Genomic DNA, 13,036 nt, shown 5'->3' with positions numbered 1-13,036 from the left:
CTGTTACCTGTCCTCGATGATCCTCAAATAGGCCGCGGTCACGAACAGCACGATGAAACCGAAGAGGATGCGGCGGCCGCCTTCGGGCATATGCAGGATGGTGAGCAGCGTCGTCAGCACGGTCAGGATCAGCGCGCCGACAATGGTTCCCATATAGCCGCCGCGGCCGCCGAAGATCGAGGTGCCGCCGATGACGGCGGCAGCCACCGAAGGTAGCACCAGCGGCTCGGCGAGCGACAGCGAGGGCGCCTTGATCAGGCCGATATAGAGCAGGCCGGTGATGCCGGCGAGCAGGCTGGAGATGACATAGAGCGCCGTGATCACCTGCCAGTAGCGGACGCCCGAAAGCCGTGCAGCGCGCTCATTGTCGCCGACGGCGTAGAGCAGGCGGCCGAAGCCTGTACGGTTCAAGGTGAAGACGATCAGCACCGCCACCGGCACGAACAGGAAGAGCGCGTTGGGGAAGCCGTAGGTGAGACCGGTGCCGAGCCAGTTGAGGAAATCCGGAATCTTGGCGCCGGAGGCGATCACGGTGCGCTGGTAGACCTGCAGGAAGCCGGTGCCGATCAGGCTGGTGCCGAGCGTCATGATCAGCGGATGGACGCGGAAGACGCCGACGCCGACGCCGTTGACGAGGCCGATTAGCACCGCCGGCAGCATGGCGAGGATGAAAGCCACCGTCGGATCCTGGTTGACGATTTGCGTCGCCATGATGAAGGCGCTCATCGTCGCCACCGTGCCGACCGAGAGGTCGATGCCGCCGGTGAGCATCGTCATGGTCTGACAACCGGCGAGGATTGCCAGCGGAATGGCGAACTTGGCGGTGTTGGCGATCCAGCGCTCGTTGACGATCCCGGGGCGAAGAACCTGCAGGATCAGCACCAGTATGACGAGCAGGATGATCAGGGGAATGAGCGGCCGGTCCGCCATGAAGCGCTTCAGGCGGCGGCCGAGCGAGACCGGCTGGGGCATGGTCGCGCTGTTCGTCATGGTGTTGCTCCTGCCGGGCGGCCCCGGATGGTGATGAAGGCGCCGAACATCACCACGGCGACCATGATCGCGCCCTCGATGATGGCCGTGACGTTGGGATCGATGGCCAGAAGCGTCAGGTCGGTGCGCACCAGCCTGAGCACGAAGACGGCGATGATCGGCCCGAGCAGCCCACCCTTGCCGCCACCGAGCGCGACGCCGCCCAGCACCACCGCCGCGACGCTGGCCAGCAGATAGGGACCGGGGATCGGCGCGCCGATGCCGGTGCTGATGGTGAGCGACAGCCCGCCAAGTGCTGCGAACAGGCCGGAGAGCGCGTAAGCGACGATCCTGGTGCGGGCCACCGGCACACCGCTGCGGAAGGCGGCGAGCTCGTTGCTGCCGATGGCGTAGATGGAGAGGCCAAGCCGCGAGCGCCTGAGCGGGATCCAGATGACGAAGAGGCAGACAAGCAGCAGCACCAGCGCCTTCGGGACCCAGGCATCGGCCCAATCCGGCAGGCCGGGGATCGGCATGGTGCCGACGACGGTGGCCTTCAGCCACTCGGCGGCTGCGCCGCCGGGCGCGTCAAGCACCAGAAGCGCCGCGCCTTGCAGAACGAAGAGCGTGGCTAAAGTAACCACGATATCCGGCACTCGGGTCACCACGATCAGGAGGCCGTTCAGCGCGCCGAGCACAAGGCCCATGGCCAGCACGAAGGGCACGACGAAGTACGCATATTCCTCGCTGGCGCCGTTCATCATCGAGGCGGCGGTGACGCTGGTCAGCGCCATCATGGCGGCAACCGAGAGGTCGATGCCGCCGGCGATGACCACCACAGTCTGCGCCGCGACGGCGAAGGCGTAGGGCAGAACCGCCCGCGCCAGCGAGCCGAAGTCGCCGCTGCCGTAGCCCGGCTGGATCAGCTTGGTGACGACGAACAGGAATACGAGCAGGGCGAGCAGGCCGGCGACCCAGCCCTGGCGGCGCAGGAAGCGCATCATGGCGCGGTCTCCGCGTCGGACGTTGGCCTGACATCGGCAAGGATGCCGACATCCGCCCTGGCGCCGCGCGGCAGGCCGTAGGCGGCCCGCATCAGAGCCGGCTCGTCGGCGAGCTCGACCGGGAAGGTGTCGACGACACGGCCGCCGAAGATGACGATGACGCGGTCGCAGACACGCTGCACTTCCTCCAGCTCGGATGTGTAGAAGAGGACCGATTTGCCGAGGCCGGCGAGCTCGCGCAGCAATTTGTAGATTTCCTGCTTGGTGCCGACATCGATGCCGCGCGTCGGGTCGAAGCAGAGGATGGTGCGGGCATCTGCCGCGATCCAGCGGGCAATCGTCACCTTCTGCTGGTTGCCGCCGGAAAGGCGCTGGACCTCGCCCTGCGCGCGGGTGTCGATCTGCAGCCGGGCGATGGCGCTTGAAACCACCATATGCTCCCGGCGCACCTTGATCGGTCCCCATTTGCGCAGCGCAGCGCTGAAAGGCAGCGCGACGTTCTCGCGCACCGAACGCTGCATGGCTAAAGCCTCTGTGCGGTCACCCGGCACGTAGGCGAGGCCGGCCTGGATGGCATCGCTTGGATGGAAGAACTTCACCGGCGCGCCATCGACGGCGATCGTGCCGCCGGCCGGGCGGATCGAGCCGGCAAGGGCGGCGAAGAGCTCGTCCTGGCCCTGGCCCTCGAGCGCGACGACGCCGGCCACCTCGCCATTGGCGAGATCGAAAGAGACGTCATGCAGCTTCGTGCCGAGCTGCAGGTTGCGGACCGAAAGCCGAGGGTGGCTGTCCTTCACGACCGGCGCTTCGCTTGCCGTGCGCGCCGCGGCGACGCTGGTCTTCTCGATACGGGCGCCAAGCATCATCTCGACGATCTTTTCCTCGACGCCGGGCTCGATGTCGATGACGCCGACGGTTGCGCCGTCGCGCAGCACTGTGGCTCGGTCGCACAGCGCCGAGATCTCGACGAAACGGTGCGAGATGAAGATGACCGAGCGGCCGCTGTCGCCCTGGCGGCGCACGACTTCCAGCACTTTTTCGGCAAGGTTGGCGGGCAGCGCGGCCGTCATCTCGTCGAGCAGCAGAACGTCGGGCTCGGCGGCGAGCGCGCGCGCTAGGTCGAGCACACGCAGGACGGCCAGCGGAATGTCGCGCGCGGTCTCGCGTATGTCGAGGTTCGGAATGCCGAGCTCGCGCACCCAGGCGCGGAACGGCTCGACCGGCGTGCCAGTGAGCCTGAGATTGGAAAGCACATCGAGGTCAGGGATCAGCGCCGGTTCCTGGTAGACCGGCAGCAGGCCGGCGCGACGCGCGGCGGCCGGAGAGCGGACATCGCGAGCTTCGCCGCGGATCAGGATGCGGCCGGCATCCGCCGGGATCGCACCGGTCAGGATCTTAACAAGGGTCGACTTGCCGGCGCCGTTGGCGCCCATCAGCGCATGCACTTCGCCCGGCAGCACCGATAATGATGCGTCACGCAGCGCCGAAACCGCGCCGTAATTCTTCGCCACGCCGGTGGCGTCCAGCAATGTATTGTTCGGCAATTCGTTCGTCGTCAAAACCAGCGTTCTCGCATCAAGCACCGAGGACGGCAGGTTCGCACCTGCCGTCCCAGCGACCTTATCTGCCGCAGTTCCTTATCGCAAAAACCGTAGGATGCTTTTGCGAAATCTGCGAAGTTGAAGTCGGTCGGGCGATTATTCGCCCGGACCCTTGCAGGCGACGATCTGCTCCTTGGTGTAGGTGGTCCAGTCCGGGATAGAGATCGAGACCGGCCATTCGGGGCTGAGCGACGGGTCGGCGGCCGCCTTCAGCTTGGCCTTGCCTTCCTCCGTGACATTTTCCCAGAGCTGCGGCTCGACCAGAACGGTTTGCTGCGCCGGCTTCTTGCCGTCGAGGATCTGCAGTGCGAGCGTAACGCCGGCGCCGCCGATCGAGCCGGGATTGGTGACGGCAGCGCCGACCAGACCCTTAACCGTGTTCAACTGACCGACGAAGCCGGCATTGTCGGCGCCGACAACCGGCACCATCGGCGCCTGCTGCTCGACCAGAGCGTCGACGATGACGTTGTCGATGCCGGAGGTCCAAATGCCGTTGATCGGCGTTCCGGTGGCGAGGAAGGACAGGATCTGCTGCTTGGCCTGGTCCTGCTGCCAGCCGGTGAAGACTTCCTGCGCGACCTTCACGTCGGGGAATTCGGCCAGCGCCTTCTTGAAGCCCTTGTCGCGGTCGCTGTCGGCGGAAGCACCGGCGGCGCCGCGCATGTACAGCACCTCGCCCTTGCCGCCCATCTGCTGGAACAGCCACTTGGCGCCGAGATAAGCATACTGTTCCTGGTTGTTGGAGATGATGTATGCGGACGGCTCGGTCACCGCCTGGTCGACAGCAACGACGACGATACCGGCCTTGGTGGCTTCCTCCAGACCGGCCTTGATGCCGGCCGGATCGGCCGGGTTGACGACGATGGCGTTTACCTTGGCGCTGATCAGATTGCGGATGTCCTCGAGCTGGCCGGCGGCGTCGGTGTTGCGGTGGGCGATGTTGAGCTTCGCCACTTCGCCGGAGGCGAGCGCCTGGGCCTTCATGGCGCAGATCATTTCCTCACGCCAGCCATTGCCCTGCACGGTGTTGGAGATGCCGATCGTGTATTTGCCTTCGGCGGACGACACGCCCACCGAGCCAAGCAAGGCAGCGCCGGCAAGCAGTGGGGCCATGGTCAAGTATTTCTTCATTTCAGTACTCCTCCACATTGATTTCAGTTCCTGGGCTCCGAAGCGATCGAAGCCTAGCCGTTTGTCACCTCATTTGACGAAGGGGCGCAGCACGTCGCGAGCCAGCAGAAAACCGCGCTTGACCTTCTCGTCGCTTCCCTCGAACCGGCGGTCCTCATGCTCGATGACCACCGGCCCGTCATATCCAGCCCGGTAAAGGCCCGAAAAGATGCTGCTCCAGTTGATGTCGCCAAGCCCCGGCATGCGTGGCACCTGCCAGCCTATGCCTGCGGAAAGGATCCCGCGCTCATACAAACCATCATGATCGATCATCAGGTCCTTGGCATGCACATGCAGCATGTGCGGGCCGAACTCGCGGATGAAGCGTTCCTTGTCGATCATCTGCCAGACGAGATGCGAGGGGTCGAAATTCATGCCGACGTCGCCGCCCCAGGCCTCGAGAATCCGGCGCCAGACATAGGGCGAATAGGCGATGTTGTGTCCGCCCGGCCATTCGTCATAGCTGAAGATCATCGGGCAGTTCTCGAAGGCGAGCTTGACGCCGTGCTCGCGCGCGTGGGCGATGATCGCGGGCCAGATTTTCTGCGCGGCCTGCCAGTTGTCGTCGACAGTCTTCGAGGCGTCGCCGCCGCAGAAGGTGTTGACGAGCGAGACACCGATTCGGCTTGCCAGCACGATCACCTTCTTCAGGTGATCGATCACCGCATCGCGATGCGCCTGATCGGGATGCAACGGATTGGGATAGAAACCGAGACCGGAGATCGTCAGGCCCTTGCCGGCGAGCTCGGCCGCAATGTCCTTGGCTTGCGCGGGGGAGGTGCCGGCGGCGTCGATATGGCTGGTGCCTGCATAGCGGCGGCTGGCGCCCGAAGTCTTCGGCCAGCAGGCGATCTCGAGCGCTTCGAAGCCGGCCGAGTTCGCCCAGTCGGCGACATCGCCGAGGGCAATATCCGGAAATGGTGCCGTGAGCAGTCCAAGCTTCATGATGCCTCCCGCTTCGTACTATGCAGATCGTGCCGGTCGCTTCAACCGTCCGTCTGTCGGGTCAGCGCACACATGTCTGACAAAGGCCATCGGATCATCTGACAGCAAACCATCGAGGCTGGTGACGACATTTGCATGGAACATGTCGCTGGCGGCAAGTGACGGATGAAAGATGGCTTCGATGGCAAGGATTGCATTGGCAAGGGCCTTGCTGTCCGAACCAACGCGGTCGGCGATGGCCGCAATCTTTTCGGCAAAAGGATCGGACACCTGCCAGGCGCGGCCGAAGCGCGACGATGCCTTGATCAGATAGGCCATCCAGCCCGCGATCGGAACCGACAGCAGCGCGCTGCTTTGGCCCTTAGCCAGGCGATCACTGACCGGGTTGAGCAGGCGCTGGACGATCTTCTGCGAGCCGTCGGTAGCAATCTGGTGATTGCGGTGGCGGATCGCCGTGTTGGCGAGGCGCGAAAGGCTTTGCTCGACATAGGCCGACGGCGAGATGCCGGGCACGGGCATCAGCGTCGGCAGCGTCTCTTCCGTCAGCATGCGGCGGACGAAGGTGGCAAGCAACGGGTCGGCCATGGCGTCCGATGTGTGCTCGAAGCTGCCCAAAACGCCAAGATAGCTGAGCGTCGTCTGGGCGCCGTTCAGCACCCGCATCTTGAGATGCTCGAACGGCGTGACGTCGTCTACGAAAGCGGCGCCGATGCGGTCCCAGCGCGGCACGCGGCCGGCGAAGCGGTTCTCGATCACCCATTGCCGAAAGCGCTCGCCGACGACGACGGCGCTGTCGCGATAGCCGAAGCGCTGCTCGACCGTCTCGATATCGTCCTCGGTCGTTGCCGGCGCGATGCGGTCGACCATAGCCGAGGGGAAGGCGACATTGGCGGCGATCCAGTCCGCCAAGCCGTTGCCGCACCGCTCGGCGAATGTCCGCACGACATTGCCGAGGATAGTGCCGTTGGCCGGGATATTGTCGCAGGAAAGCAGCGTCACCGGGCGGCCATGCGAGCCCATGCGCAGCTCAAGCGCTCGTGCCAGGATGCCGGGCACGCTGCGCGGGGCCTCGGGGTTGGCGAGGTCGCGGACAATGTCGGGATGGTCTAGGTCGAGCGCGCCGCTCGACGGGATGTGGCAATAGCCCTTTTCGGTCACCGTCATCGTGACCATCTCGATATCGGGCGAGGCGAGCACCTCGAGTGCGGGCGCGGCGCTGTGCTGGCTGTCGACCACACGGGCGATGCTGCCGATGACGCGGGCCTCGACCTCGTTGTTCTGACGGATGAGCCGCGTATAGAGGCCGTCCTGCCGGCCGAGCGTCGCGGCAAGCACGGGAGGCCGGATGTTGATGCCGACCAGTCCCCAGCGGTCGAAATCATCCGCCAGGAGGTCATCGGTGTATTCGGCCTGGTGGCAGCGGTGAAAGGCGCCGACGCCGATATGGGCAATGCCCGGCCGCAGCGCCGAGCGAGCGTAAGCCGGTTTGCGGACTTCAGGCGGCAGGCCGCCGAGCAGGGCGGGGCCGAGATTGGCGGAGGGTGAGATGCTCACCGGTTCGCTCCGATCACCCATTGCTCCTGGTCGATCAGCGCGCCGGTCATCGGCCCGGCCGCATCGGAGAGCAGGAAGACGGCGAGGTTCGCTACGTCGGTAACGGAGAGTAGCCGGCCGAAGGGCTGCGCGGCATTGGCCGCGTCTAGCCAGCCCGGGCCGTGGCCGAGCGTTTCGGCCTGCATGACGCGTTCGGCGGGCGTGTCGGTCCAGCCGACATTGATGCCGTTGACGCGGATGCGATCGAAGCGGTGCGCGTTGGCGGCATTCTTGGTCAGCGTCGCCAGAGCGCCCTTGGTGGCGGAATAGACGGCGAGGTCCGGCGCGCCGCAATGCGCATTGATCGACAGGATGTTGACGATGGCGCCGCCTTGTCCGCGTGTTTTCATGTCGGCGATCGCCGCCTGCATCAGGAAGAACGGCGCACGCGCATTGACGGCGAACAATGATGTCCAGTCGTCGAGGCCGGCATCGACGAAGGAGGCCCGGTCGGTCAGAGCCCCTGCATTGACCAGCCCGTCGATGCGGCCGAAGCGCTCGGTGCATGCGGCGGCGAGCAGGGCCGGAGTGTTCGAGTCGCCGAGGTCCGCTGCCAGGAAAGCGGACGGCGCCCCGATCGCCGACAGTTCCGCCGCGACCGCGTCGCCGCGCTGCCGGTTGCGGCCGGTGATCAGCAAAGCTTCGGCGCCGGACCGGGCGGCCGTCCAGGCAATCGCGCGGCCGATGCCTTGCGTCGAACCGGTGATCAACAAGACCTTGCCCTCGAGCCGAACCTCCATTCCTCCTCCCGGAACAAAGTTTCTATTTCCTCGAATATGGAACGGCAGTTCCTTGCAGTCAACTGCGCCGATCAGCCTGTCCGCCGCGCGACGACGCCCTGGACCAAAGCCATGCCGACGGCGAGCGAAGCGGCGAGCGAGCGGAAGCCTGCGAAGTCCTGTTCCACCACTTCCAGCCAGGTGTCGGAGAGTTTCACCAGCGGTGAGAAGGTGCTGTCGGTGATGGCGACGATGCGTGCTCCGCGATCATGGGCGAGGGCGACCAGGTCTGGCGTAATCGAGTTGTAAGGGCTGAAGGAAACGGCGAGCACCGCGTCGCGCTGGCTTATGCAGCCGACCTGATCGAGCGCGGTCGAGCCGACATTGTCGACCAACACGTTGCGCACGCCCTGTTGCGACAGCGTCAGCGACAGATAGGTGGTGACCGGGAAAGCGCGCTTGCTGCCGATGACATAGATCAGCTCGGCTCCCGCCAGCAGGTCGGCCATCTTGTCGAAGCTGTCGGTGTCGAAACCATTGCCGATGCGGTTGAGAGAAGCCTGCGAGGCGCCGACCATGCCGTTGAGGAAATGCAAGTCGGCGTGGGGTTCGGCTGCTGCCGGTTCCTTGTTGTCGCGCGTGCGTCCTTCCGGCCAGGAGCCTTTCAAATGGTCCTTGAACAGGCCCTGGAAGTCGGAAAAGCCGGCATAGCCGAAGATCTGCGCGAAGCGCACCAGCGTCGAGGGCTGCACGCCTGCCTGCGCCGCCACCTGGGCGATGGTGCCAAGCGCAACGTCGCTCGGATGCTGCCATAGGAAGATGGCGACCTGGCGCATCCTTTTCGGGAAATGCACGGTGCCGGAAGAGAGCACCGCGCGCAGCTCCTCATAGGTTTGTGGTTTCGTGTGGCCAAGTGCCGCCAGCGAACGGCCGCGTTTGCGGGGAACGCGCTCGCCGGGTGAGGTTCGTGCGCCGCTCATCAGATGGGCCGGATTCGAGCTGTTGTACCTGAGGCGCCCCGAACTTGCGGTGAAGATCGCCAATTGTCGACGTTTGGAGAAAGGGGAGAATTCAAAACCTGAAGCGATTGTCTTGCTTCCATCGCCTGGACAAGCCGGCAGGTAGCCATGCGACGCTTCACCATTCGAACCCTCCTCCACCGGTCTCGCATAAGGCTAGTGCGGCACGATCGTTTTACAAAACAAAATTTGGAAAGGCTGTTCGAAATTGGCGAGGCGCCTCCTATAGTCCCTGTGCTGGACGGCATCCGGGAGGACTCGAACCATGGTCGACGCAACCGCTGACGGAACCTTCCGCAGGCGCCTGACGGTCGGCATGATCGGCGGCGGTCGCAACGCCTTCATCGGCGCGGTTCATCGGTTGGCCATGCGGCTCGACGACCAGATCCTGCTGGTAGCGGGTGCGCTGTCCTCGGATGCCGAGAACGCTGCGGCATCCGCCGCTGAGATCGGCATCGCGCCGGAGCGCAGCTATGACGACTACCATGCGATGGCAAAGGCCGAAGCGGCGCGGACGGACGGCATCGAGGCGGTGGTCATCGTCACGCCCAACCATATGCATGCGCCGATCGCCACTGCTTTCCTAGAAGCCGGCATCGACGTCATCTGCGACAAGCCGCTGTCGACGACGCTTGCCGAAGCTGAGGCGTTGGTGGCGCTCACCAAGGCGAAGAAGCGCCGCTTCCTCGTCACATTGAACAACACCGGTTACGCCATGGCGCGGCAGGCGCGCGAAATGGTGGCAGCGGGCGAACTCGGCCGCATCCTGTCCGTGCACGGTGCCTACATCCAGGACTGGCTGACGCAGCCGATCGACGCGCAAGGCCAGAAGCAGGCCGAATGGCGCACCGACCCTGCGCGCGCCGGGCAATCGGCGGTGCTTGCCGACATCGGCGTGCACGCCTTCAACCTGGCGAGCTTCATCTCCGGCTTCGAGGCTGACGCCGTATCGGCGGACCTTTTCACCGCCGTGCCAGGTCGTCGCCTCGACGACAACGCGCATGTCCTGGTGCGCTGGACCGGCGGGGCGCGCGGCACCATCCTCGCCAGCCAGACTTCGCCCGGCCACTACAACGATCTCTCGGTGCGCATCTATGGCGACCGGGCCGGGCTCGAATGGTCGGGCACGCGGCCGGAGGAACTGCGCTTCGCGCCGTATGGCGAGGAGGCACGCACGCTGGTGCGCGGCGGCCACGGCTCGACGACGGAAGCCCGGCGCGCCTCGCGCATGCCGGCGGCGCATCCCGAGGGCTATATCGAGGCCTTCGCCAATTTCTACCGCGATGCCGCCGACATCATCCGCGCGCATCGAGCGGGCGCTGCGGTCGATGTTGCGCGCGCGGCGCAGGTGCCGGACGTCGTCGACGGCGCTCGTGGTGTGAAGTTCCTGGCGGCGGCAGTGGAGTCGAACGCGGCCGGAGGAGCCTGGACGCCGGCGCGGTTTGAATAGACGCCGGCTTGGTGCTTTGAATCGTTCAATCCGCTTTACAATGCGGGGCGGCGCGACCGGCCGACGTGTGGCCAATCAGCCGAGCGGCCGAGGTCGGCCTCATCGATGATGTCCCGCACCGATATGGCCTCGTGGCCCTGCACCGAGCGCACCCGAGTGCTTGGGAGGCACGTCGTTCTCATCCGGATTGGGAACGGGTTCCTCGTCCGGCAGCCTCTCCGGATCCGGTTCGCGCATCGGTTTTGGGTCGGGAAACGGCGGCGGCGTGGGGACCGGCGTTGGCGTGGGGTCGGGAGTGGGGAGAATAGCCATAAGGTGGTCCCTCGTTGCGCTGGCGGAGCAGTCCGCGAGATGCGGTTTGGGCAACCGGTATCTGCCCGACCAGAACATGATGGGTAGAGCCGCCTCATCCGACGCTTCATCGACACCTGATCACCGGCGGCTGACGCATGGCAGAACGGCCTCGACCGGGGATGGTTCCACAGCGATCCCGCCGCGCTTCGGCGGGGTCGGACACGAATGACGATCAAATGATTTCCCGTCGCCCATTTCGCCCTTGCCGGCGCCATGCAGCGCCTTAGTTCCGTTTGCGGGGCGGGTGATCATCTGCCGACATAGGAGGCGGCCTTGAAGCACCAAACCGTAGACCAACTCAATGCCGTTGCCGACGTTCATGCTGAAGCAGCGGTTCTCATCGCCAGTCGTGGCCAACGCCTCGAACGCTGGGCGCAACTTCTGGAGCAGGATCCCGGCCGGCGCCTTATGGCGCTTGCGGGCACCGAATACGCCACACCCGACGTGCGCGAAAAGATGCGTTCCACCGGATCGCCGATTACTGTCGCCTTCGAAGACCCGATCTTTCGTGCTCAGGGCCTGAAGGACGACACCTACGGCGAAGCAAAGCGCTTCTTCGAACTCAGCGACTGGCAACTGCACGAGGTCGTCTGCCATTGCCATGTCGGCGCCAATCTGCCGGCACGCTGGGCGGCGTCCCGCGTTCGCGCGGCCATCTCTCCAGGCTCGGGAATTCTTGCCTGGCTGAGATCGGTGTTCATGCACTAAGACGACTGCCGCGGTTCGAAGAACCGCGGCAAGTTCAATCCTTATCGGAGACGGAGGGGAGTTGTCCCCAGCCGTCGGTAGCTAGAGCGATTCACCGTTTGCGAGAACGTCGAACCGCTCTATCTTTTTGCTTTCGCTCATTCTGCTGTTGATGCAATTCCCCGCGCGAAGTTTGGGACTATGTCTGGAATTTGCTCTTAGGGCTGCCCGCGCCGCACCTCCACTCAGCGATCGATCTCTCCGAACACGATATCCAGCGATCCGATGATGGCCGCGACATCGGCGATCATGTGCCCGCGCGACAGGAAGTCCATCGCCTGAAGGTGGGCGAAAGACGGCGCACGTATCTTGCAGCGGTACGGAACATTGCTGCCGTCAGAGACAAGATAGACGCCGAATTCGCCTTTGGGCGCCTCCACCGCGGCGTAGACCTCGCCCTGCGGCACATGATGGCCTTCGGTGTAGAGCTTGAAATGGTGGATCGTCGCCTCCATGGAACGCTTCATGGTGGCGCGCGGCGGCGGCGTGATCTTCTGGTTCGGTACGGCGACCGGGCCGTGCCCGTCGGGCAAGCGCAGCTTCTCCAGACATTGCCTCATGATCCTAACCGACTGCCGCATCTCCTCCATGCGCACGAGATAGCGGTCGTAGCAGTCGCCGTGCTTGCCGACCGGAATGTCGAAATTCATTTCGGGATAGCATTCATAGGGTTGCGCCTTGCGCAAATCCCAGGCCGCGCCCGAGCCGCGCACCATCGGGCCGGAGAAACCCCATGCCCAAGCATCGTCCTGTCCGATCACGCCGACGTCGACATTGCGCTGCTTGAAGATACGGTTTTCGGTCAGGAGTTCATCGAGATTGCTCAAAGTTCCCAGGAACGGATCACAGAAATTCCAGATGTCGTCGAGCAACTCTCCCGGCAGATCCTGATGCACGCCGCCGACCCTGAAATAGTTGGCATGCATGCGCGCGCCCGACGCGCGCTCATAAAAGACCATCAGCTTCTCCCGCTCGGCGAAGCCCCAGAGCGGCGGCGTCAGCGCGCCAATATCCATCGCCTGCGTGGTGACGTTGAGCAGGTGCGACAACAGCCGGCCGATCTCGCAAAACAGGACGCGGATAAGCTGTCCGCGCCGGGGAACCGATATTTCGAGCAGCTTCTCGGCGGCGAGGCAGAAGGCATGCTCCTGGTTCATCGGCGCCACATAGTCGAGCCGGTCGAAATAGGGCAGGGCCTGCAGATAGTTCTTGTATTCGATCAGCTTCTCGGTGCCGCGGTGGAGCAGGCCGATATGCGGATCGGCGCGGTCGACGATCTCGCCGTCGAGTTCCAGCACCAGCCTGAGCACACCATGCGCCGACGGGTGCTGCGGTCCGAAGTTGAGCGTGAAGTTGCGAATTGCGGTTTCGGCCATGGCGGCCTCTTCGCGGACTCTCATTTTGTTTGGCCGCTGCAGTCGGGTCAACCGCCCGCGGCGCCGCTGATCATGTCGTGGTCTGGATG

At 64.6% G+C, this 13,036-nt stretch carries 11 protein-coding genes; 2 read left to right on the top strand and 9 right to left on the bottom strand.

The window, feature by feature from the left end; genetic code table 11:
• Positions 1 to 3: 3 nt before the first annotated feature.
• The 8 genes from EOA49_RS05340 to EOA49_RS05305 all read right to left on the bottom strand — a co-directional run bounded on the left by EOA49_RS05340 (position 4) and on the right by EOA49_RS05305 (position 8,981).
• Positions 4 to 990 (bottom strand): ABC transporter permease, encoded by a 987-nt coding sequence (locus EOA49_RS05340; protein WP_067003946.1) that lies wholly within the window; start codon positions 988 to 990, stop codon positions 4 to 6.
• On the bottom strand, positions 987 to 1,973 hold the full coding sequence (locus tag EOA49_RS05335; RefSeq protein WP_067003944.1) for an ABC transporter permease: 987 nt from the start codon (positions 1,971 to 1,973) through the stop codon (positions 987 to 989). The genes EOA49_RS05340 and EOA49_RS05335 overlap by 4 nt, the downstream gene beginning before the upstream one ends.
• The gene (locus EOA49_RS05330; RefSeq protein ID WP_127239548.1) at positions 1,970 to 3,517 is read right to left on the bottom strand and encodes a sugar ABC transporter ATP-binding protein; all 1,548 of its coding nucleotides are present in this window, start codon (positions 3,515 to 3,517) and stop codon (positions 1,970 to 1,972) included. Before EOA49_RS05330 ends, EOA49_RS05335 begins: the two co-directional genes overlap by 4 nt.
• A 153-nt stretch (positions 3,518 to 3,670) precedes the next feature.
• Positions 3,671 to 4,705, bottom strand: a complete 1,035-nt coding sequence (locus tag EOA49_RS05325; protein ID WP_095800537.1) for an ABC transporter substrate-binding protein — start codon at positions 4,703 to 4,705, stop codon at positions 3,671 to 3,673.
• A gap of 69 nt (positions 4,706 to 4,774) precedes the next feature.
• Positions 4,775 to 5,689: a sugar phosphate isomerase/epimerase gene (locus tag EOA49_RS05320; protein WP_095783498.1), complete on the bottom strand. Its 915-nt coding sequence runs from the start codon at positions 5,687 to 5,689 to the stop codon at positions 4,775 to 4,777.
• 18 nt (positions 5,690 to 5,707) lie between these two features.
• Positions 5,708 to 7,243: a mannitol dehydrogenase family protein gene (locus tag EOA49_RS05315; RefSeq protein WP_245460542.1), complete on the bottom strand. Its 1,536-nt coding sequence runs from the start codon at positions 7,241 to 7,243 to the stop codon at positions 5,708 to 5,710.
• Positions 7,240 to 8,022 carry an SDR family oxidoreductase gene (locus tag EOA49_RS05310; protein ID WP_127239546.1) on the bottom strand — a complete coding sequence of 261 codons (783 nt, stop codon included), beginning with the start codon at positions 8,020 to 8,022 and terminating at the stop codon, positions 7,240 to 7,242. Before EOA49_RS05310 ends, EOA49_RS05315 begins: the two co-directional genes overlap by 4 nt.
• A 71-nt stretch (positions 8,023 to 8,093) precedes the next feature.
• Positions 8,094 to 8,981, bottom strand: coding sequence for a MurR/RpiR family transcriptional regulator (locus tag EOA49_RS05305; RefSeq protein ID WP_127239545.1), 888 nt, complete (start codon positions 8,979 to 8,981; stop codon positions 8,094 to 8,096).
• Between the two features lie 304 nt (positions 8,982 to 9,285).
• Between EOA49_RS05305 and EOA49_RS05300 the strand changes: the two genes are divergently transcribed.
• The gene (locus EOA49_RS05300) at positions 9,286 to 10,470 is read left to right on the top strand and encodes a Gfo/Idh/MocA family oxidoreductase (RefSeq protein WP_127239544.1); all 1,185 of its coding nucleotides are present in this window, start codon (positions 9,286 to 9,288) and stop codon (positions 10,468 to 10,470) included.
• A 627-nt stretch (positions 10,471 to 11,097) separates the two neighbouring features.
• On the top strand, positions 11,098 to 11,532 hold the full coding sequence (locus tag EOA49_RS05290) for a hypothetical protein (protein WP_067003930.1): 435 nt from the start codon (positions 11,098 to 11,100) through the stop codon (positions 11,530 to 11,532).
• Positions 11,533 to 11,756: 224 nt separating this feature from the next.
• On the opposite strand, the gene EOA49_RS05285 is transcribed toward EOA49_RS05290, so the two are convergent.
• Positions 11,757 to 12,947, bottom strand: a complete 1,191-nt coding sequence (locus EOA49_RS05285) for an NADH-quinone oxidoreductase subunit D (RefSeq protein WP_127242088.1) — start codon at positions 12,945 to 12,947, stop codon at positions 11,757 to 11,759.
• Positions 12,948 to 13,036: the final 89 nt, after the last annotated feature.

It is taken from the genome of Mesorhizobium sp. M1A.F.Ca.IN.020.04.1.1, assembly GCF_003997315.1.
Lineage (GTDB): Bacteria > Pseudomonadota > Alphaproteobacteria > Rhizobiales > Rhizobiaceae > Mesorhizobium.
Note: the sequence above shows the minus strand (reverse complement) of the source record. Positions and strands in the feature narration are given on the sequence as shown.

What these genes read in the sequence shown, in the direction of transcription:
- EOA49_RS05340 (WP_067003946.1), bottom strand. Translation starts at nt 990, where the DNA reads ATGACGAACAGCGCGACCATGCCCCAGCCGGTCTCGCTCGGCCGCCGC.
- EOA49_RS05335 (WP_067003944.1), bottom strand. Translation starts at nt 1,973, where the DNA reads ATGATGCGCTTCCTGCGCCGCCAGGGCTGGGTCGCCGGCCTGCTCGCC.
- EOA49_RS05325 (WP_095800537.1), bottom strand. Translation starts at nt 4,705, where the DNA reads ATGAAGAAATACTTGACCATGGCCCCACTGCTTGCCGGCGCTGCCTTG.
- EOA49_RS05320 (WP_095783498.1), bottom strand. Translation starts at nt 5,689, where the DNA reads ATGAAGCTTGGACTGCTCACGGCACCATTTCCGGATATTGCCCTCGGC.
- EOA49_RS05310 (WP_127239546.1), bottom strand. Translation starts at nt 8,022, where the DNA reads ATGGAGGTTCGGCTCGAGGGCAAGGTCTTGTTGATCACCGGTTCGACG.
- EOA49_RS05305 (WP_127239545.1), bottom strand. Translation starts at nt 8,981, where the DNA reads ATGAGCGGCGCACGAACCTCACCCGGCGAGCGCGTTCCCCGCAAACGC.
- EOA49_RS05300 (WP_127239544.1), top strand. Translation starts at nt 9,286, where the DNA reads ATGGTCGACGCAACCGCTGACGGAACCTTCCGCAGGCGCCTGACGGTC.
- EOA49_RS05285 (WP_127242088.1), bottom strand. Translation starts at nt 12,947, where the DNA reads ATGGCCGAAACCGCAATTCGCAACTTCACGCTCAACTTCGGACCGCAG.